General features: G+C 52.7%; 18 protein-coding genes. 7 read left to right on the plus strand and 11 right to left on the minus strand.

Annotated elements, in window-relative coordinates:
• Position 1: 1 nt before the first annotated feature.
• Positions 2–217, minus strand: coding sequence for an exodeoxyribonuclease VII small subunit (gene xseB / locus OLM33_04615; GenBank protein ID MCW1712957.1), 216 nt, complete (start codon positions 215–217; stop codon positions 2–4).
• A 94-nt stretch (positions 218–311) separates the two neighbouring features.
• Between xseB and rpmB the strand changes: the two genes are divergently transcribed.
• Positions 312–506: a 50S ribosomal protein L28 gene (gene rpmB, locus OLM33_04620; protein MCW1712958.1), complete on the plus strand. Its 195-nt coding sequence runs from the start codon at positions 312–314 to the stop codon at positions 504–506.
• Between the two features lie 37 nt (positions 507–543).
• On the opposite strand, the gene OLM33_04625 is transcribed toward rpmB, so the two are convergent.
• From OLM33_04625 to mltG, 4 genes are read right to left on the minus strand one after another with little or no spacing between them, the layout of a single operon-like run.
• On the minus strand, positions 544–2,769 hold the full coding sequence (locus OLM33_04625; GenBank protein MCW1712959.1) for a DNA translocase FtsK: 2,226 nt from the start codon (positions 2,767–2,769) through the stop codon (positions 544–546).
• Position 2,770: 1 nt separating this feature from the next.
• The gene (locus tag OLM33_04630; GenBank protein MCW1712960.1) at positions 2,771–4,141 is read right to left on the minus strand and encodes a TldD/PmbA family protein; all 1,371 of its coding nucleotides are present in this window, start codon (positions 4,139–4,141) and stop codon (positions 2,771–2,773) included.
• Complete coding sequence (locus tag OLM33_04635; protein MCW1712961.1) at positions 4,138–4,386, minus strand: DUF4911 domain-containing protein; 249 nt, start codon at positions 4,384–4,386, stop codon at positions 4,138–4,140. Before OLM33_04635 ends, OLM33_04630 begins: the two co-directional genes overlap by 4 nt.
• Positions 4,383–5,390, minus strand: coding sequence for an endolytic transglycosylase MltG (gene mltG, locus OLM33_04640; protein MCW1712962.1), 1,008 nt, complete (start codon positions 5,388–5,390; stop codon positions 4,383–4,385). The genes OLM33_04635 and mltG overlap by 4 nt, the downstream gene beginning before the upstream one ends.
• A gap of 498 nt (positions 5,391–5,888) precedes the next feature.
• Here mltG and OLM33_04645 point away from each other — a divergent pair, with 498 nt between their 5' ends.
• The 3 genes from OLM33_04645 (at position 5,889) to OLM33_04655 (ending at position 9,347) form a co-directional block, all read left to right on the plus strand.
• Complete coding sequence (locus OLM33_04645; GenBank protein MCW1712963.1) at positions 5,889–7,037, plus strand: alanine--glyoxylate aminotransferase family protein; 1,149 nt, start codon at positions 5,889–5,891, stop codon at positions 7,035–7,037.
• A 2-nt stretch (positions 7,038–7,039) separates the two neighbouring features.
• A complete protein-coding gene (gene serA, locus OLM33_04650; protein MCW1712964.1) occupies positions 7,040–8,692 on the plus strand; it encodes a phosphoglycerate dehydrogenase in 1,653 nt (550 codons plus the stop codon).
• Positions 8,693–8,918: 226 nt separating this feature from the next.
• Positions 8,919–9,347, plus strand: coding sequence for an EamA family transporter (locus tag OLM33_04655; GenBank protein MCW1712965.1), 429 nt, complete (start codon positions 8,919–8,921; stop codon positions 9,345–9,347).
• A gap of 82 nt (positions 9,348–9,429) precedes the next feature.
• On the opposite strand, the gene OLM33_04660 is transcribed toward OLM33_04655, so the two are convergent.
• Both OLM33_04660 and OLM33_04665 read right to left on the minus strand, forming a co-directional pair.
• Positions 9,430–10,059 (minus strand): cyclodeaminase/cyclohydrolase family protein, encoded by a 630-nt coding sequence (locus tag OLM33_04660; protein ID MCW1712966.1) that lies wholly within the window; start codon positions 10,057–10,059, stop codon positions 9,430–9,432.
• 14 nt (positions 10,060–10,073) lie between these two features.
• Positions 10,074–12,089, minus strand: coding sequence for a urocanate hydratase (locus tag OLM33_04665; GenBank protein MCW1712967.1), 2,016 nt, complete (start codon positions 12,087–12,089; stop codon positions 10,074–10,076).
• A 230-nt stretch (positions 12,090–12,319) separates the two neighbouring features.
• Here OLM33_04665 and hutH point away from each other — a divergent pair, with 230 nt between their 5' ends.
• The 3 genes from hutH to hutI are packed head-to-tail and all read left to right on the plus strand — an operon-like array spanning position 12,320 to position 16,052.
• Complete coding sequence (gene hutH / locus OLM33_04670; protein MCW1712968.1) at positions 12,320–13,852, plus strand: histidine ammonia-lyase; 1,533 nt, start codon at positions 12,320–12,322, stop codon at positions 13,850–13,852.
• Positions 13,853–13,887: 35 nt separating this feature from the next.
• Entirely contained in the window at positions 13,888–14,811 is a 924-nt protein-coding gene (ftcD, locus tag OLM33_04675) for a glutamate formimidoyltransferase (GenBank protein MCW1712969.1), read from the plus strand.
• Entirely contained in the window at positions 14,808–16,052 is a 1,245-nt protein-coding gene (hutI, locus tag OLM33_04680) for an imidazolonepropionase (GenBank protein MCW1712970.1), read from the plus strand. Before ftcD ends, hutI begins: the two co-directional genes overlap by 4 nt.
• A gap of 82 nt (positions 16,053–16,134) precedes the next feature.
• Here hutI and queA read toward each other — a convergent pair whose 3' ends face one another.
• From queA to ruvB, 4 genes are read right to left on the minus strand one after another with little or no spacing between them, the layout of a single operon-like run.
• Positions 16,135–17,190: a tRNA preQ1(34) S-adenosylmethionine ribosyltransferase-isomerase QueA gene (queA, locus tag OLM33_04685; GenBank protein MCW1712971.1), complete on the minus strand. Its 1,056-nt coding sequence runs from the start codon at positions 17,188–17,190 to the stop codon at positions 16,135–16,137.
• Positions 17,191–17,201: 11 nt separating this feature from the next.
• A complete protein-coding gene (locus OLM33_04690) occupies positions 17,202–18,635 on the minus strand; it encodes a SpoIID/LytB domain-containing protein (protein MCW1712972.1) in 1,434 nt (477 codons plus the stop codon).
• A gap of 29 nt (positions 18,636–18,664) precedes the next feature.
• On the minus strand, positions 18,665–18,889 hold the full coding sequence (locus tag OLM33_04695) for a DUF2905 domain-containing protein (GenBank protein ID MCW1712973.1): 225 nt from the start codon (positions 18,887–18,889) through the stop codon (positions 18,665–18,667).
• Entirely contained in the window at positions 18,877–19,941 is a 1,065-nt protein-coding gene (gene ruvB, locus OLM33_04700) for a Holliday junction branch migration DNA helicase RuvB (protein ID MCW1712974.1), read from the minus strand. Before ruvB ends, OLM33_04695 begins: the two co-directional genes overlap by 13 nt.
• Between the last annotated feature and the right edge of the window lie 15 nt (positions 19,942–19,956).

The raw sequence follows: 19,956 nt of genomic DNA on the forward strand, positions 1-19,956 counted from the left end.
ATCAGGCATCCTCTTTGTTCCCGGGTTCAAAAGGAATTTCTCCGTCGTCGGTCAGAAGCGCAACTTTTTGTTTTGCCTCTTCAAGATAAGAACGGCACTCCCTCACCAGGCCGATCCCCTTTTCAAATTCGGACAGGGCCTCTTCCAAGGGCAGCGAGTCTCCTTCCAGTCTGCGCAGTATTTTGTCAAGTTCCGTCATTTTTTCGCTGAAATTCATTTAAATTCCCCCAGTACGATCAGTTGCAAGAAATTCATATACTATGATACAATGCACAGGTTGGATGTTCCAAGGTATAAGGGGGGAAACAATTATGTCCAAGTTCTGTGATTGCTGCGGTCGCGGACCGGCGACCGGAAATGCCGTCAGCCACTCTAACCGTCACACCAGACGCCGCTGGCTCATTAACCTTCAGAGTGTACGTGTTGACGTAGGCGGCGGAGAGTCGCGCAAACTCCATATATGCACGAAGTGCCTCCGTTCCGGTAAAGTCCAAAGAGCCGTTTAGTAAACGGCTCTTTTTTTTATTCCAGACTCCTCCTGCGCTAATATCCGTTTTTAGCATTGCTGATCATTTCCCTTGCCTCGTCTTCGTCGACGAGGATCTCCCTCGGTTTTGAACCGTCTGCCGGACCCACTATGCCTATCATCTCCATCATGTCGATCAGGCGTGAAGCCCTTGAAAAACCGACTCTCAGCCTGCGCTGGAGACCGCTTGCGGATGCTATCCCGGTCGACATTACCGTATCGACAGCGTCCTCAAGTAGGTCATCATCGAAAGCGGCGCTGTTATCCATGCCTGAAGGGCCGCTTCCCTGTCTGTCTATCTCAATGAAATCAGGCATTCCGAAAAGGTTTACAAGGTAGTTGAGCCAGACGCAGAGCACCTGTTCATCCACCCACGGAGACTGGATCCTGACGGGTTTTGGATGCCTGGTGGAAAGGAAGAGCAAGTCTCCCTTTCCCAGCAGCTTTTCCGCTCCGGAACAGTCGATTATGGTCCTCGAGTCTACTGAGCTCGGAAGCGTGAATGCCACCCTCGCCGGGATGTTGGCCTTGATGAGTCCAGTGATCACGTTTACCGAAGGCCTCTGAGTTGCAAGGATCAGATGGATGCCGGTAGCCCTTGCCATCTGCGCAAGGCGGCATATGTATTCCTCGACTTCCTTGGGAGCCGTCATCATAAGGTCCGCAAGTTCATCTACAACAATAACTATGTTAGGCAGTCTGTCTTTTGGAATGACTTTTTTGTTGAAGTTTTCGAGGTTCCTCACCCTTGCTTTTGCGAACATCGTATAGCGCGACTCCATTTCACGTATAGCCCAGGCAAGTACGTGTACCGCCTTCTTTGCATCGGTCACAGGGGGCGTAAGGAGATGCGGGAGCCTGTCGTAGACGGCCATTTCTACCCTCTTGGGATCTACCAGTATCATTCTGAGTTCTTCCGGGGTCCTCATCGAACACAGGCCCACTATGCATGAGTTGATAAAGACGCTCTTTCCCGAGCCCGTGGTTCCTGCCACAAGCAGATGGGGCAGCTCCTCGAGTCCTATGATCACAGAATCCCCGTTTACAGCGACCCCAAAAGGCAGCGGGAGAGCCGTGTCGGTGTCCTGGTACGCAGTGTCCCCGATAATAGTTCTGAGAGGGATCCCCCTGCGTCTGGGGTTGGGTATCTCGATCCCGACGTAGGGTTTACCGGGTATCGGGGCCTCGATCCTGAGGCTTGGGACCGCCATCGCGAGCGCTATGTCGTTTGCAAGGACAGCGACTTTATTGACTTTGATGCCCGGGGCAAGCTGTATCCTGAACTGTATCACCGTGGGGCCTACCAGTATCTCCGCGAGCCTTGCCTCTATGTTGAACTGTCTGAGGGCCTTTATGATTTTTTCTCCCAGAGGCATGGACTTTTCTTCATCCATCTCGCCCTCGTGAGATTCCTCGTTCCCGAATATCTCAAGGGGCGGCGGGAATATGCCTTCTTCCGCCCCCTCGAATGATCCCTCGTCATCAAGGTTGAATTCAGGGTCCTGTATCTCCTCTGAAATATATAACGAGCCTTCCGTTCCATACTGGCCAAGTCCTGTGACCGTGACAGGGGGTAGGTCCGTTTCGTCCGCGGCAGGGCCAAAATAGTCCGCCCCATCATATTCAGTTATGTTGGGAGCATCACCGGATAATTCCTTCTCAGGCCTTTCCTTGTCTTTTTTGTGAAAACAGTTGAATATTGAAGAACCGGGCAGTTTTTTGTTAATAAATAAAGGTATATCATACAATAATAATGATATGTATATTGAGAGAGCTCCTGCTATGAATGTGCCGAAGGCTCCAAGCATCGAGAATATCTCTGAGGCAAAAGATGCACCGAAGGCTCCGGGCGAGAGCCAGAGCGGGTATACTGCATTGCCGGAGGTCATTGCATTCAGACCCAGAAGAAGCGATGCCGTCATGAAAACAAGGAGTGTCCCGAGGGACTGTCTCACGAAGTGGGGGATCTTTCTTGAAAGCAGTCTCGAAAGACTGAAATAGAGGGCGAAAAGGATGGGTATTATCGAGGCTCCGCCAATAGATCCAAGTATGGACGAAGAGATGTCCTGTCCGAGCATGCCTGTCCATGGCGTGTAGAATGATGCAGTCAGGTAAATGGACAGCACGGCAAGGACTATGTAAGCGAGCCTTGCCCACGTTCCTCCCGCCGGCTGTCCGGCTTTTGCCTTAGGCTGCCGCGGAGCCGGTCTTTCATCCTTTTTTGCTTTTTTTCTGAAGATCATATCAGGCTTCACTGCCTCCTACAGTCATCCCTTCGATCAGCATCGACGGCTGTCCGTCAGTAACGGGGACGCTCTGTCCTGATTTCCCGCATACCCCCGGATCCATGCAGAGGTCGCTGCCCAAGGCAATGATATTTTCAAGCACCGCAGGTCCGTTGCCTGTAAGGATAGCTCCCTTTACCGGGTGTGACACTCTGCCCTTTTTAATTATATATGCTTCTGAGACATAAAAGACAAAATCACCCGTGGTCGGGTTTACCTCCCCGCCGCCCATCTTCTTTACGAGAAGCCCCCTGTCTGTCATTGCAAGCATCGAATCGAAGTCAGAAGCACCAGGAGCCAGAAGCGTGTTGCTCATTCTGGGTACCGGGATGTTCCTGTATGACTGTCTCCTGCCATTTCCGGTCAGGGGCAGGCCGGAGGTTTTTGCAGTCAGGATGTCCGTAAGGTACGATCTCAGTATCCCGTTTTCGATCAGAACGTTCCTGCGCGCCGGGGTGCCCTCGTCGTCAAACCTGTAGGAACCGTACAGGGAAGGGATCGTCGGGTCATCGATCATCGTGACAGACTCATGTGCGACTTTCTCTCCTATTTTATCCCTGTAGACGGAGTGGTCCTTCTCTACGATATCAGCTTCAAGGCCGTGTCCGCAGGCTTCATGGATCACAGTGCCTCCCGCCTCCCCTGCCAGAAGGACCTTCATCCTACCCGCCGGGCATGGTTTTGCGTCCAGCATAAGAAGCGCTCTTTCCAGCGCAGCGAATGCCACATCTTCAGGGTCTGAACCGGACCAGAAATCCTTGTGGGGAATGGCCATGCTCCGTCTCTCTGAAGCTGTCTGAAGAATGCCGTCCTTCTCAGCAATGACCATTGCGGAGAAGCTGCAGTAGGTTCTTGAATCTTCCGCGCACCTGCCGTCTGAACGTATGATGAGGACGTTTCTTTTTGATATGTTGTACCTGAAGGCCGCCTGCCTGACATATTTGGATCCTTTCCTGATCTTGAGGTCAAGTTCTTTCATGTAGCTTATATCGGGGGGCAGCATCTTTTCTTCCATGGTCAGAACGGGTCCGCGATCGTTTCCCGGCGGATCGGGCAGGGTCCCGAAAGCAGAAGACTCAGCCTCGGAGAGTATCCGGGATATGGCAGAAGGCGATGTCCCGGGGGAATGCGAATAAAAGGTCCTGTCCCCGACTATTATCCTTGCTCCCGATCCGTCGGCGTTCGAAGATGCAAGCTCTTCGATCCTTCCGTCCTCATAGTGCGCCGAGTGTGCTGTTCCCGCCTGTATGAAAATATCTGAGTGCAGGGCACCTTTTTTATCTGTATCCGCAAGTCTCTGGGTCATCGTTTCGATCACTCTGTTGATCATTCTATCTCTCCTGTCGCTTCTCTTGTCCCGGTCATGATGATATCAAGCCCTTCACTTTTCAGGCCTTCGATGCATTCCATCATGTCACCCAGCAATTCCGCCGGGGTGAATACTGTGACCTCTCCCTTTTTGGCATCCTCGGTCTTAAGAAAGCCCAGTCCTTCGCAGGCATCTATGGTCCAGCTGATATAGTATATATCCTTTTGCGGGACCCTCAGCGATATCTCACATATCTGAGGCCTCACTCGGTCCCCTCCCGCTGTTTTCTCAGGTGTTCCTCATATGTCCTGCTGAATATGTGATTTCCTTCAGACGTAGCAAAGAAGAAGAGATAGTCTGTCTTGGCAGGCTCCAGAGCGCTGATCCAGGAATCCTCGGACGGGACGGAGATCGGTCCCGGAGGAAGGCCGTAGTTCCTGTAAGTGTTGTACGGAGAGTCTATCTCAAGGTCCTTATAAGTGAGGCTCTTCTTTTTAATGCCAGCCTCGTCCCAGCAATATATGACCGTCGCGCACGACTGCAGGGGCATCCGTTTGTCAAGCCTGTTGAGGAATATCCCGGCAAGTATCGGGCGTTCCTCACTGATCCTTGCCTCGCCTTCAACGATGGAAGCAAGTACTCCCCTCTGTGACGTGAACTTTTCGTCCGCGCCATCCGGAAGACGCTTCCCCACCCTTTCCATCCAGAGCCCCGATGCCCTTCTTACCGTCTGAGATGCGAGGCTGTTGCCGGGGGCCAGCGAATAGGTCTCAGGCAGCAGAAAGACGATCCTGTCCTTTGGATCGTCAGGAAGCAGCTCATGAAGTTCGGTCGGGAAATTGCCTTTTTCAGAAAGGGCTTTCAGCAGCCCGTCGTTGCCGTCGGGAAGTTTCAGCGCGGCGTTAAGCGAGCTGTACCTTGTCCCCGGTATGATAGTCACCGTGTGCGCCACAGGAGTGGCTGTCCTGAGCTGGTTTGCCACCGATACCTCGCTGCCCGGGGCAATAAGATAAGTTCCCGGACGCAGAGTTTTGTCCATCTCAAGCCTGATCATCCATTTGATGAGCCTGTTGGCGTCTTTGACCGCCCCTGCGTCTTTGATCGCCCTGGCGGCCTCTCCGGCGGACATCCCGCCTGTGATGGTCACTTCGACCTTTTTTGCTGAAGATGCGAACAGATCCGGATATAGGCCCGGCATGACGAAACAAAGCAGACAGAAAAGGATCAGGGCGGCAGCGTGGGGTATCATGTCTCTCTTTCTGTTATTCAAGAAATTCTCTCCTTATTCTCTCCGGCTTTTCCCATGCACTGACGGTCAGGCGCACGTAGGAATTATACCCGCAATGGCGATAAGGTTAAATAGCGAAGTTACCGGGAACGATGGAACAAACATAGCGAGCGGTTGCTCAGCCGCCTTTAGAACTGCTTCACCATGATGATGTTTAACTATGTTTAAAAAAATGCTTGACATTTAGACTGAAGGAGAGTATATATGTTAACCATTCAACGGATACACTTGAAAGGGGCGCGGAAAATGAGGGAAACAAAGGCACTTGTCTATGCTGGCATATCGTCATCTCTCTCCTCCGGCGTTTCTTCCTCATGCGGCGGTTCCGGTTGTCATTGCCGGTCCCGAAACGTGTAACCGATGGATAGAGAGTATCTTCAAAATTTCTAGAACATCAAGGCGTTTCAGGGACCGGAAGGAATTCTTCCGGTCCCTTTTTTTCCGGATTTATAGATCAATATTACTAAGGAGGAGAATGCAATGAATACGAAATATCTGTTGACCCCCGGTCCGGTGGAACTGCCGGCAGAAGTGCTGAGAGCGGGAGCGCGTCCGCTTATAGGACACAGGTGTCCCGCCTTTTCCGAGCTTTTCACGGGCATCGAGAACAAGCTGAGGGAACTTTTGAAAAGTGAAGGCCCGGTAGTGATCCTTCCGTCCTCTGGGACAGGTGCCCTTGAGTGCATGGCTGTGAACTTCCTTGAGAAGGGAGACAAGTTCATTTCCGTATCATGCGGGGTTTTCGGCAGCAGGTTCCGTGAGATCGCGCTGAGAACAGGCGCGGAAGGCATCAACATAGACGTTGAATTCGGCGACTCTGTCACACCGGGGCTGGTTGCGGAAGCCGTCAGAACCGATCCCGGCTGCAAAGTGCTGATGATAACTCAGAATGAGACTTCGACTGCGGTAGTCAACCCCATAAAAGAAATCATAGCAGCCATCCCCGAAAAAGACCGCCCCCTCATACTCGTGGACGGTGTCAGCTCGGTCGGTGCAATGGAATGCTTCCCTCAGGAATGGGGCGTCGACGCAATAGGCACAGCTTCGCAGAAGGGGCTCCTCACGCCTCCCGGGCTCGGGCTGGTATGGCTTTCGAAGAGAGCATGGAAGGCCCTTGAGGGAAAGACCTGCCCCAGCTACAGCTATGACCTAAAGCTCCACAGGAAGGACCTTGAAGCCAAGTCTCCTGCCAACCCCTTCACTCCCCCTGTCTCGCTCTACTACGCACTTGACGAGGCGCTGGACGAGATACTGGAAGCCGGTACCGAAACCTGGTTCAGGTCGAGAAAAAAATATGCAGATACCCTTGCCGCAGGCCTCGAAGTCATGGGCTTCGAACTTCTGGTCAAACGCCCCGAGGCGCGTTCTCCGGGAGTTACTGCCTTTAAATTCCCGGGCGGTGATACAGAAGCGGTACGCAAAAAACTTCGTGCAATGGGTATAGAAACTGCCGGAGGACAGGGGAAGCTCAAAGGAGAGCTTATCAGGGTCGCGCATTACAACAACTGGGGATGGCCGGAACTTTGCATCATCCTCGGATCGCTCTACGGTGCAGCTGAGATGGCGGGCAAAGTAAAAGGTGATTTCCTCGCGGAAGCCTGGAATGTCTGGAATAGGGAGGATCAGTGATCATGGCTGATAAAAACAGAAAGTGGAAGGTACTGGTCGCGGAGACCGTAGGAGAGGCGGGCCTCCAGATGCTAAGGGAGGCACCCGACATAGAATTGATAGAAGAAGTTGGAATGTCCCGCGAAAGTTTGATCAAAAAACTGCCCGAAATGGACGCAGTGCTCACCAGGAGCGGAACGAAAATGGATGAGGAAGCCCTGAACGCGGCAGTCAACCTGAAGGTGGTCGCACGGGCAGGTGTCGGTGTGGACAATGTCAACGTTCCGGTCGCAAGCCGCAAGGGCGTTGTGGTTATCAACGCACCCACAGGTAATACTCTCGCGGCGGCGGAACTTACGATGGCCCTTATGCTGGCCCTTGTAAGGAAGGTGCCTCAGGCCTTTGGTTCGCTTAGGAGCGGAGAATGGGACAGGAAGAGGTTTTCCGGTCACCAGCTCAGCGGCAAGAAGGTCCTTGTCCTCGGCCTCGGAAGGATCGGGGCGGCGGTAGCCCAGCGCTGCCGGGCATTTGGTATGGATGTTTTTGCATACGACCCCTACACGCCCAAAAAGAAGGCCGAATCGCTGGGTATCCCGATGAGGGATGACCTGGCTGACGCACTTTCGATAGCGGATGTGGTGACCCTTCACATGCCCCTTACTTCAGATACGTCCGGCATGATAGACGAAAAAATGTTGAGAGCTTTTAAGAAGGGCGCATATCTGATCAACTGCGCCAGGGGCGGCATCGTCGACGAAAAGGCTGCCGCCGAGGCTGTAAGAGAGGGACGGCTGTCCGGCATAGCATTCGATGTCTACACATCAGAACCTCTTGGTAATGACCATCCGTTCCTGGCAAAGGACATCGAGGACAGGATAGTCATCACCCCGCATCTTGGAGCAAGCACAGAAGAGGCTCAGACAGAGGTCGCGAAGATCGCTGCGGAGAACATGATCGCCGCTTTGCGCGGAGAGCCTTACGAACATGCGGTAAACCTCCCCTTCCTTGAGCAGAAGCTGAACAAGGCGCAGAAAGCGTTTCTGCAGCTTTCCAGAAAAATGGGAGTACTCGGGGCAAAGCTGGCCGAGGTAGAGTGCGGGGCTGTCCATGGCTGCCATATAATGCTGAGGGGAGATCTATTCTGCGAAGAAGAACCTATGCCCAACAGGCTGTGCGCTTACAGTATCGCGGTTCTCAAAGGCCTTTTTGAAGTGAGCCGCGGACCCGAAGTCTCTTACATGCTTGCCCCTCTTCTCGCCAAGGACAGCGGACTTGCCGTTGATGAGGGATTCGGCGAGGCCAGGACGTACAAGAATACCGTGGAGCTTACGCTTGATGCGGAAAAATGCAGCGTATCACTTATAGGCACCATCACGGAAGAGGGCCGCATGAGAGTGGTCAAGGTAAACGACTACTGGCTCGATTTCGTACCCAACGGAAAGCTTATACTCTTCCAGAACCACGACAGGCCCGGCGTGATCGGGAAAATCGGCAACATCCTGGGTGAATCTAAGATCAACATCGCCAACTTCGCCTTGGGGAGGAAGGACAACAGCGGCCTTGCGCTCGGAGCGCTTGAAGTGGACAGCGACATCGACGACAAGACAAAGAAAAAGCTTGAGAAAAGCGGAGATATGATCTGGCTGGCACTGATCGACTTCACAGAGACGGAATAAGAGAGCGCAGGACAGACACTTAAGGCACACCGGCGGCGGGGGCAGACTTGATTTGCAGGCACTTTCCCTGCCGCTTATAATTTAAAAGGACGGTCTTTTTTTTCTCACCTTTGACCGTTTGCTTTAGTGGGAGCATCTGATATATGATAGTCTGGCAAAAGCCGAATGCCTGCCGGCAGTTCGGGCTGCAGGGGAAGCGAGGATCCCCGACTGGAGGACAGAGCACATGTGGAGCTATTACTGGCCGATAGGTTTTATCGTTTTGTCAAATGTTCTCTATCACATCTGTTCAAAATCGATCTCTGAAGGCGCTGACCCCTATTTTTCGCTTCTTGTCACCTATATTGTGGCGGGAAGCGCATGTCTGGGGTTATATCTTTATACGGGGCACTTCAAAAATTTCCCTGCGGATGTCAGGGGCATCAGCTGGAACATCCTGATGCTCGGGGCCTCGATAGTATGCCTAGAGCTGGGTTTTCTGATCATGTACAGGGTCGGATGGAACATCAGCATAGGCTCTCTTGCCGCAAACATCTGCCTTGCGGTCGCGCTGGCCCTTGTGGGAGTTTTCTTCTACAGGGACAGCTTCACCATGAACAAGGTGATCGGGATGATACTCTGCATTGCAGGCCTGATATTCATTAACAGGCAATAACACTTACAACGTCTGCCATTAAAGTAAAAGAGGGGCTGCCGGATCGATCCCGGCGGCCCCTTTCTCTCTTTCCCGGAAGATACTACTGCAGTGCCTTATCCAGTATCTCTGTAGTTTTTTCGGCGTTTGCTTTGAGCTGTTTAAGCGCATCTTTCATCCTTGCCTTGAAGTCCGCGGCAAAAGATTCGTCTGTTACGCCGGGAAGGTTTATCTTCACATTGTAAGCAGCCGCCCTTCCTGCCGCCTCAGAGATGAGCGCAGCGCTTCCGGCATCGCTTATCGTGTTTGTGTTCCCGTCTTTTGCAGCCAGGTAAGCCAGTTCGCACACCTCAACACATGCCTCCAGAGTCAGGAGCGGGACTTCGGTGGCAAGTTTTGAGGCCTCTCCCATCGCTTTCTTGCGGATGCACTTCTCCTCCTCGGTGGCTTTGGGCAACTTCATAGCCGCCATGAAGGAGTTGAACGATTCAGTGTCCTTGTTCATCAGGTCGACGAATTTGAATCTGAGCGATTCGCTTTTGCTGACCACATCTTCCATTATCTGCCAGCTGTCTTTGTATTTCTCCTTGCCAATGGTAAGGTTTGCCACCATTGAGACAAGTGCCGATCCGAGAGAGGCGCAGAGCGCTGCTACGCTTCCTCCTCCCGGTGCCGGTGAATCCGAGGCAAGCTCATCGAGAAACGCGCGTATTTCCATCCTTTCAAATTTCATAGAGATCCCTCCTGCTATCCTTTTACGAGTTTTGTAAGATATTCATCATCGGCGATGAAAGGTACTGTGATGTGGCCGTCGCTTCTTTTCCGGTTGAACTCCCCTATCGTCGAAAGCGCGTTTTCATTCCTTGCCCATGCTCTTCTCGCAACTCCGCTTATGACGTCCCAGCTGAGGGAAGCTTTGATTATGCTGTCTACCCTCTCGCTTCCGTCAAGGACCAGGCCGAAACCTCCGTTAATTGATTTTCCAGTGCCGACTCCCCCTCCGTTGTGGAGGGCAACAAGGCTCATTCCCCTGGCACAGTTCCCTGCGAAGCAGTGGATCGCCATCTCGCCCATTACGTTGCTTCCGTCCTTGATGTTGGAAGTTTCGCGGTAGGGTGAGTCTGTACCCGATACATCGTGATGGTCCCTGCCCAGCATTACCGGGCCTATCTCCCCTGTACGGACCATCTCGTTGAACTTAAGTGCTATGCGGACCCTTCCCTCTTCGTCCTGGTAGAGTATCCTGCACTGGGTGCCCACTACAAGCCTGTTTTTTTCAGCATCCCTTATCCATGCCCAGTTGTCGTGATCCTGAAACCTGCGGGTCGGATCGATGCATTCCATCGCCGCGCGGTCGGTCTTCCTGAGGTCTTCCGGATCGCGGCTGAGGCAGCACCAACGGAACGGTCCGTAGCCGTAGTCGAAGAGGAGAGGTCCCATTATGTCTTCCACGTATGAGGGGAATACGAACCCTTCGTATGTATCGACGCCGTTCTTTGCTATCTCCGTCACTCCTGCATCGAATACCGCCCTCATGAAGGAGTTGCCGTAGTCGAAGAAATAAGTTCCTTTCTCTGTCAGCGCCTTTATAAGCTCGTAGTGTTTTCTGAGCGTTTTGTCCACCAGCCTGCAGAACTCTTCCTTATCCTCTGTGAGGAGTCTGGTCCTCTCTTCGAAGGAGATGCCCTGCGGGCAGTAGCCGCCGTCGTAGACGGCATGGCATGATGTCTGGTCTGAGAGCAGTTCGATGTTTATGCTCTTGTCGAGAGCGTACTGCAGAAGGTCTACGATATTGCCTTCATAGGCTATGGAAAGAGGTTCGCCTGCATCCATGGCCTCCTTTGCCCACCTGAAAGCCTCAGGAAGATCGGCGGTTTTTTTGCTTACCCATCCCTGGCTGTGCCTTGTTTCTATGCGCGATGGGTCTACCTCGGCGATTATTGACGCAGCGCCTGCTATCTCGGCAGCCTTGGGCTGAGCTCCGCTCATGCCGCCAAGTCCTGAGGAAACAAAAAGATGGCCCGCAAGCCCCTTGCCTTCCGGCAGGTGGAACTTGCTTCTTCCTGCGTTAAGCAGTGTATTGTATGTGCCGTGGACGATCCCCTGCGGCCCGATGTACATCCATCCGCCCGCGGTCATCTGTCCGTAGTTTGCAACACCCAGCGCGGCTGCCCGTGTGAAGTCTTTGGGGTTGTCAAACATGCCCACCATCAGGCCGTTCGTAAGGATCACCCGCGGCGCGGAGGGATCTGACCTGAAAAGTCCGAGAGGATGTCCGGACTGTACTACGAGCGTCTGGTCAGCCGTCAGGATCTCAAGATACTTTTTTATCAGTCTGTACTGCATCCAGTTCTGGCATACCTGTCCGGTCTCTCCGTATGTGACCAGTTCGTAAGGGTAAAGTGCCACGTCAAAATCGAGGTTGTTGTCGATCATGACCTGGAAGGCCTTTCCTTCAGTGCATTTGCCCCTGTACTCATCGATGGGCTTGCCGAAGAGCCGCCCCTGCGGCCTGAAACGATAGCCGTATATGCGTCCGTGTTCGCGGTATTCCTGAAGGAACTCAGGCGCTATCTCTTTATGATATTTCTCGGGAATGTAGCGGAGCGCATTCTTAAGTGCCAGTACCGTCTCTTTTTCGTTCAGTACCTGTCCCCTGTTGGGCGCCCTTCTGATCCCCGGTTCGAATGCTGCCCCGGACGGAAGTCCTTCCGGAAATTCGAGAGCTATCTCAAGTGCTTTTCCTGTCTTAGGATCAAACATGTTTGGTCAACTCCGTTTCTTATTTTTTTATAATTCTTATTTGATATTTTCCTTGACTAAGAAAAATATCTGACTATACTAATTGTAACGCAAAGATTTAGGATTGGAAAGTATTAAAGTTGTGAAATATGATAAATATCTAGCAGGAAAATGTTTCATCTTAATAGCATGATTATAGCACCGCAGTTCTCAGATAACAGCATTAAAACAACAAAAGGGGGATTTTTGAGATGAGCTCAAATCCGGTAGTTCTTGATGGGAAATCTCTTACCATTCGCGATATCGTCAACGTTGCAAGGAATGGTTACAGGGTCGGGATAGACCCCAGTGCAGAGAAAGTCATAACAGAATGCGCCGACTCGGTCAAGGAATGGGTCAACGAAGGACGCGTTGTATACGGAGTCACAACTGGCTTCGGAGACCTTGCGTCGGTGGTGATCCCCAGGGATCAGAGCCGCCAGCTTCAGGAAAACCTGCTGATGAGCCATGCCTGCGGATTCGGCGAGGCTCTGCCGGAGGACTATGTCCGTGCGATAATGCTTCTTAGGATCAATACTCTCACGAGGGGATATTCAGGGATAAGCCTCAATACCCTCACCCAGCTTCTCAATTACCTCAACCTCGGCATCCATCCGGTGATCCCGCGTCAGGGATCTGTGGGCGCAAGCGGAGACCTCTGCCCTCTTTCACATCTTGCCATAACGCTGATCGGTCTCGGCGACGTAGTCTACAAGGGCAAAAAGATGCCTACCCATGAGGCGCTGAGCATTACCGGACTCAAGCCTGTCGACCTCATGCCCAAGGAGGGGCTTGCCCTCAACAACGGCACAACGGTCATGACGGGCATAGCCGCACTCTGCCTCTATGACGCGAAAAAACTTCTGAAGAACGCGGACATCGCGGCGGCGCTGTCTGCCGAGGCTCTCCATGCCGTACCCTACGCATTTGACAAGCGTACGCATGACCTCCGTCCGCAGGCCGGACAGAGCATCGTGGCGGAAAACATGAGAAGGCTGATAGAGGGCAGCGAGATAGTCGAGACATACAAGAAGGACCGGGTACAGGACGCATACTCGCTCCGCTGCCTCCCTCAGGTGCACGGGGCAAGCCGGGATGCGGTCTCATACGTTGAAAGCGTGATCAACATAGAGATCAACTCGGTAACGGACAACCCGATCATTTTCCACCAGGACGGCGAAGCGATAAGCGGAGGCAATTTCCACGGTCAGCCCATCGCAATGGCGATGGATTTCTTCGGAATAGCGGTAGCTGAGATAGCAAACATCTCCGAAAGGCGCGTTGCGAGGCTTGTGGACCACAAGCTCTCAGACCTGCCTCCCTTCCTGGTTGCCGAAAGCGGAGTCAACAGCGGTTTTATGATCCCGCAGTACACGGCCGCCGCGATAGTCTCTGAGAACAAGGTGCTTGCCCATCCCTCATGCGTTGACTCCATCCCGACATCAGCCGGGCAGGAAGACCACGTCTCCATGGGCGGCTACAGCTCAAGGAAGGCGCTGACTATGCTCAACAACACAAAAAGGGTCATCTCAATAGAGATGCTCAACGCTGCTCAGGGCATTGACTTCAGAGCTCCGCTCAAGCCCGGACGCGGGACTTCTGCGGCTTACAAAGCGTTCCGCAGGGAGGTCCCCTTCTATGCAAAGGACCAGTACATGCAGCCCCTGATGCTGAAATCCCTTGAACTCGTAAGCAATGGCACTATAATTGATGCAGTTGAGAAAGAGATCGGGGAACTCAAGTAGTCAAATAAGTTAAACATATACAGGGAGGAATAATAATGGCAATGCAGCTGATCGAATGTGTGCCGAACTTCAGCGAAGGAAGGCGCCCGGAAGTTATCGAAAAGATAGTTGACTGTTTTAAGGACAAAAGGGGGGTCTACCTTCTTGACCACAGAGCTGATGAAGACCACAACAGGCTGGTCATAAGCCTTGTCGGAGCCCCTGCGCCGATCCAGGATGCGCTGATCGAAGCCGCAAAGGTCGCCCTCGCGAACATAGACATGAATTCGCATCAGGGCGGACACCCGAGGATAGGAGCTGTCGACGTAGTCCCCTTTACCCCTATAAAGGGGATCACGATGGAAGAGTGCATAGGGCTTGCCCACAGCTTCGGCGAACGTTATTTCAAAGAATGCGGCATCCCGGTCTATTTCTATGAAGACGCCGCAAAGAGGCCCGAAAGGAAGCGCCTTGAGGTCATTCGCAAGGGTCAGTATGAAGTCCTGAAGGAAGAGGCGAAGACTAAAGAGGAAAGGATGCCCGATGTGGGAGGTCCCGGACTCCACCCCACGGCTGGAGCCACTGTTATCGGCGCGCGCAAGTTCCTTGTGGCATTCAACGTAAACCTTGACACGGCCGATGTTGAGATCGCAAAGAAGATCGCAAACACGGTCAGGGCATCTTCGGGCGGCTTCTGCCACGTCAAGGGGATAGGTCTTGCCCTTGAAGAGCGCGGCATCACACAGGTAAGCATGAACCTGGTGGATTACGAGAAGAACTCGCTCTACAGGGTCCTTGAAATGATAAGGATGGAAGCTAAAAGATGGGGAGTTCAGGTCATAGAAACTGAAGTCTACGGCATGATCCCCGTCAACGCGATACTTGAAAGCGCTGCGTACTATATGCAGATCAACGACTTCGACCCCGCACAAGTGCTGGAGCTTCAGCTTCTGGAACTGATGGGAGAGAGGGCGGAATGACCGTAAAACTGTACAGAAACGCCAGGATATTTACCCCCCTGGACTCCGGACACCCCCTGAAGGGCAAAGAACAGGGAAAGATCAGGGAGTACAGTAAGGGAGCCATCCTTGCCGTCAACGGACTGATAGAGAAGATAGGCGACGAAGGCGAGGTCCTGAACGGCATCTCTTCCGCCGCCGTTAACGAGGAGAGGGATATGGGAGGGGCTTGTGTGATCCCGGGATTTGTGGATCCGCACACCCATCTCTGTTTCGCAAAGAGACGCGAAGACGAGTTCAAGATGAGGCTGGATGGACTCCCCTATCTTGAGATACTCAAGCGCGGAGGGGGGATCCTCTCTTCGGTAAAGTCTGTGAGGTCAGTGACAGAAGAAGAACTCTTCTCCGCTACAAAGAAGCTTGCCATGTCGGCCCTTGCCAAGGGAACGACGACGATCGAGATAAAGAGCGGCTACGGACTCGATCTTGAGCTGGAGATGAAGATGCTCTCTGTCATAAGCAGGATATCAAGGGAGACCCCGCTTGACGTAGTTCCGACGTTCATGGGCGCGCATGCCGTGCCCGCCGAATACAAAGAGAGGCCGGACGATTTCGTTGACCTTGTTATCAACGAGATGCTGCCCAAGGTCAAAGAGCAGGGGATCGCTGAGTTCTGCGACATATTCTGCGAGGAAGGCGTCTTCTCGGTCGTCCAGAGCAGAAAGATACTCAAGGCGGCAAAGGCGATCGGCTTCGAGATGAAGATCCATGCGGACGAAGTCCATGACCTTGGCGGAGCGGGTCTTGCCGCGGAGCTCGGAGTCAGGTCGGCGGAGCATCTTCTCGCTGCGAGCGAGGAAAACCTTCGTGCGATGGGAAGGGCAGGATCGATCGCGGTCCTTCTTCCGGCAACAGCTTACAGCCTCAAAAAGCCCTATGCCAAAGGCAGGGAGATGATCGACTGGGAAGTTCCCGTTGCGCTCGCTACGGACTGCAACCCTGGATCGTGCTTCTGCGAGTCGGTCCCCTTCATATTCGGTCTTGGTGTTATGAACATGAACATGACGATCGAAGAAGCGCTTTCGGCATCGACACTCAACGCAGCATATGCGGTCAACAGGCAGCACAAGGTCGGAAGCCTGGAGCCCGGAAAACAGGCCGACTTCCTCGTCCTTGACGGGGAGACGCCTACCACACTTGCCTACCATGTGGGAAGCACCTCTGTATTGGAAGTGCACAAACTGGCTGAGCGGGTAGCTTAAACAAATACCCCGGATATCAGAAAAGAGTCAGGTCTGCTTCAACGGCCTGACTCTTTCTCGATTTTGTGACCAACAGGCACTTTCAGCAGATGAACATCGAATCTCCGAAGGAGAAGAACCTGTATTTCATCTCGACAGCCTCCCTATATGCCTCCATGATCCTGTCGTAGCCCGCAAATGCTGATACAAGCATCAGGAGAGTGCTTTTGGGCAGGTGATAGTTGGTTATCAGGGCATCTACGACCCTGAAACCGAACCCCGGCCTTATGAACAGCCTTGTGTCGATCGTTCCGGGCCTTACTTCACCGTAGTGCATGACAAAGGATTCAAGGGTCCTTACGACGGTGGTCCCGACAGCTATTACCCTGCCTCCCCTGATTTTTGTCTCTCTTATCTTGATCGCCGTGCTCTCCGGGACCTCACAGAATTCACTGTGCATTATATGTTCAGAAATATCGTCTGTTTTAACCGGCCTGAATGTGCCAAGCCCCACCTGCAGCGTAACAAAGGTTTCGTCTACGCCCATTGCCCTGATCTCTCTCAGCAGCTTATCTGTGAAATGAAGCCCCGCTGTGGGAGAGGCGACCGAGTTTTCTTTTTCCGGTCTGGAATATACCGTCTGGTAGCGCTCAGGTTCGGCATGAGTCTCGGTAATGTAGTGAGGCAGTGGGGTCATGCCGAATTTATGTATGATCGAGAAAGGATCGGCAGAAGCTGAGAAATAAATATTCCTTACCCCGTCTTCAAGTCTTTCGCCGACGGTGATCTCCACATCGTCTCCCAACAGTACAGAAGCTCCCTCTTTAAGCTTCCTGCCCGGTCTTACAAGAGCTGTCCACTTATTGGGTCCGGCTGCCGGAGAGAGGAAAAAGATCTCAACTTCCGCATTGCCGTTTTTTTTGATCCCTGTGACGCGTGCGGGAAGGACTCTGGTGTCGTTGAGAACAAGCAGATCGCCTTCCCTGAGGTGATCCTTTATGTCCCTGAATATTTTGTGTTCTCTTGTCCCGGAGTCCTTATGGAGGACCAGCAGCCTTGATGAGTCTCTGGGCTCGACGGGATCCTGCGCGATCAGTTCTTTGGGAAGATAGTAATCAAATGTTGAAGTTTTTGAAAAATCATGTCCTGTGTTATCCAAAATATCCGTCCTCACTGTCCTATTGTTGTGCCCGGAAAATAATAGTCGAGTATCTGGGCGTAAGTCCAGCCCTTCTCTGCCATCGTTTTCGCGCCGATCTGCGAAAGCCCGACACCGTGTCCCGATCCCCTTCCGAATATTTTTACGGTCAGGCCTGTCGCCGGAGCCATCGAAAGCCTTGGGACATAGCGGATCTCAGGCACCTGAAGGGCTTCATGTCCGGCCCCGCCGTCGTCTCCGGAGGTCTCGGCAGGAAGGTCCGGCATCGGCAGACGCCCCTCCGCACGAGCTATCCCCTTCTCTATGTATGAGTCGATGTCGTCGGGCCTGGAGAGTATCTCCATGAGTTCCAGGGTCGTAAAGACCCTTTTCTTTGTCAGCCATATTATCTTTTCTTCCTTGTCATCGGGCATTTCTGAAAGATCTATCTTTTCTGAAGCCTCGGCAGGTTTTGTCCTGTTTAAAGGCTTTGAAGCCGCAGGGGCTGAGGGGAAAGAACCGCGTTGTTCATTTATGTAAGGCGATCTTGAGCCAAATTCGAAAAGTGTGCTCTTTACCGTCCCGGCTCCCATGATATTTCTGAATTTGTATCCTGAGATAACTTTTGTGCCTGAGCTGCCCCTTACCTCCATACTTAATATCCTGCCTGTCTCATCCCTTTTCAGCGGAGTGACGGATATAAGGTCCCCGACATTGATCCCGCCTGCTTCAAGTTTCGAGCGGACGGCCGAGAGCGAAAGAGCAACTTCCCATGTGGTATTGCGTCCGGAATATGCGAAGGGCTCGGTTTTGGGTTTCAGATAGGGGGTGTCTCCGCCCCATACGTTGGCCGGGGATGTGACCATCCCCCCGCTGTCAGAGTGGTAGTAGACGCTTGCCGGAGTTCCCTTCCACCTTAAGATCAGGCCGGAGGTCTCATGTACAGCCCTGTCAGCAATATTGTCGTGTGCTGATATTCCTTTGTAGACCTGGCAGTGCCAACTGTCGCACAGGTCGTCATCGCCGTGCTTGCCGCCCGACACGACGGCGAAGGTACGTGCCAGGATCACCTGTGCCTTGAGTGCTTCGAAGGGCCAACTGGGATCCATTTCTGCCTTGATCACCCCCCGCAGGTAATTTTCAATATCTATGAGATTAGAGACCTTGAACCCATTGGCTGAGTTTTTGAAGATGAAAGTGCCGTTGTAAGGTGTGCCGTTGTACTTCATCGGGCCATCTGAGGATATTTTTAGCGGCATTCTGAAAGTGTGCCCCCCTGCCGAGATCTCGGTGCCGGTCCTTTTCTCAATATTGTGAGTTCCCGAAAGAACGGCCTCTTTTCCGTCGGCACCGCTCAGTCTCATTCCTGTACCGGAAATGCTTCCCTGTAAGATCCCATTGTCAAGGAGGACCGAAACCTCTTTTATGACCGGATAAGCTTCAGAAGGCAAAAAAAGGAGAGACAAAAGACAAATAAAAAATAAGGGCGGTTTTTTCAATGTTTCCACCTTGAAAAAATATTGAATATTATGGTTAGTATCAGGCTTATAAGGAGCATCGTGCCAAATGGCGCGAATACTGTCAGGTTTTTTTTCTGGTATGTGATGTCTCCCGGGAGATTTCCAAAAGGAAGATTGAAACGGCCTGCCAGGAGTAGGACAAAGCCTGCGGCGGCCGTCAGAAGGCCTGCAAAGATAAGCATTTTGCCTATTTGCTGCATTCAGTATCTTCCTCTGACAGAAGCTGCATCTGCTGATACTGGACAAAACGGGGCGATACGGGAAGGCCCAGATAGTCCCATGTGTTCCTTGTGGCCTTCCTTCCGCGCGGTGTCCTCTCAAGAAGCCCTTTCTGTATCAGGTAGGGTTCATAAATGTCCTCTATCGTCTGAGTATCCTCGTTGAGTGCGGCAGCAAGGGTCGAAAGGCCCACAGGTCCGCCGTCGAAGAGTTCGACAAGCGCCATCAGGAATTTCCTGTCGCCCTCGTCAAGCCCCTCCGAGTCCACTCCGAGCATGTCAAGCGCATATTTTGAAAGATCCCTTTCAACAATTTGGGCCTTCTTGACCTCCGCCACGTCCCTGACCCTTTTCAGCAGCCGCAGTGCGACTCTCGGAGTCCCGCGTGAACGGAGCCCGATCTCGACGGCGGCATCATCCGAAACTCTTACTCCCAGCACTTCCGCTCCCCGTTTGACTATAGCCGTGAGTTCGTCAGGGGAATAGAGGTGGAGCTGTTCGACGATGCCGAACCTTGCGCGGAGCGGGGAAGTAAGAAGTCCCAGTCGTGTTGTTGCGCCTATCAGCGTGAACTTTGGAAGCGAAAGCCTTATGCTTCTTGCGAGCGGGCCCTTCCCCACTATTATTGAGAGAGAAAAATCTTCCATTGCAGGATAGAGTATCTCTTCAATGTGTGCTGACATCCTGTGTATCTCATCAATGAAGAGTACGTCGTTTGGCTGTATGTTGGAAAGTATCGCCGCAAGGTCTCCCGCCCTTTCAAGCGCAGGTCCCGTCGTTACGCGCAGGTTTCCCTTCATCTCTTTCGCTATTATCCCGGCAAGAGTTGTCTTTCCGAGGCCTGGAGGTCCGTAAAAGAGGGTGTGGTCAAGCGGTTCGGACCTCTGAAGCGAGGCGGTCATGAAGATCGTCAGCTTGTCTTTGAGAACCCCCTGCCCGATAAATTCATCAAGAGCCTGTGGACGGAGCGTAAATATCTCGTCCTCTTTGTCGTTCCTGATCTTTTCAATGAGTTTGTCGCCGTTGTCAGTCATTTTATGCCCTCACCA

This window comes from Synergistaceae bacterium DZ-S4 (assembly GCA_025943965.1).
Lineage (GTDB): Bacteria > Synergistota > Synergistia > Synergistales > Synergistaceae > Caenicola > Caenicola nitritireducens.

Coding starts and splice junctions, on each gene's coding strand:
- xseB (MCW1712957.1), bottom strand. CDS start 217: ATGAATTTCAGCGAAAAAATGACGGAACTTGACAAAATACTGCGCAGA.
- rpmB (MCW1712958.1), top strand. CDS start 312: ATGTCCAAGTTCTGTGATTGCTGCGGTCGCGGACCGGCGACCGGAAAT.
- OLM33_04625 (MCW1712959.1), bottom strand. CDS start 2,769: ATGATCTTCAGAAAAAAAGCAAAAAAGGATGAAAGACCGGCTCCGCGG.
- OLM33_04630 (MCW1712960.1), bottom strand. CDS start 4,141: ATGATCAACAGAGTGATCGAAACGATGACCCAGAGACTTGCGGATACA.
- OLM33_04645 (MCW1712963.1), top strand. CDS start 5,889: ATGAATACGAAATATCTGTTGACCCCCGGTCCGGTGGAACTGCCGGCA.
- serA (MCW1712964.1), top strand. CDS start 7,040: ATGGCTGATAAAAACAGAAAGTGGAAGGTACTGGTCGCGGAGACCGTA.
- OLM33_04655 (MCW1712965.1), top strand. CDS start 8,919: ATGTGGAGCTATTACTGGCCGATAGGTTTTATCGTTTTGTCAAATGTT.
- OLM33_04660 (MCW1712966.1), bottom strand. CDS start 10,059: ATGAAATTTGAAAGGATGGAAATACGCGCGTTTCTCGATGAGCTTGCC.
- OLM33_04665 (MCW1712967.1), bottom strand. CDS start 12,089: ATGTTTGATCCTAAGACAGGAAAAGCACTTGAGATAGCTCTCGAATTT.
- hutH (MCW1712968.1), top strand. CDS start 12,320: ATGAGCTCAAATCCGGTAGTTCTTGATGGGAAATCTCTTACCATTCGC.
- ftcD (MCW1712969.1), top strand. CDS start 13,888: ATGGCAATGCAGCTGATCGAATGTGTGCCGAACTTCAGCGAAGGAAGG.
- hutI (MCW1712970.1), top strand. CDS start 14,808: ATGACCGTAAAACTGTACAGAAACGCCAGGATATTTACCCCCCTGGAC.
- OLM33_04695 (MCW1712973.1), bottom strand. CDS start 18,889: ATGCAGCAAATAGGCAAAATGCTTATCTTTGCAGGCCTTCTGACGGCC.
- ruvB (MCW1712974.1), bottom strand. CDS start 19,941: ATGACTGACAACGGCGACAAACTCATTGAAAAGATCAGGAACGACAAA.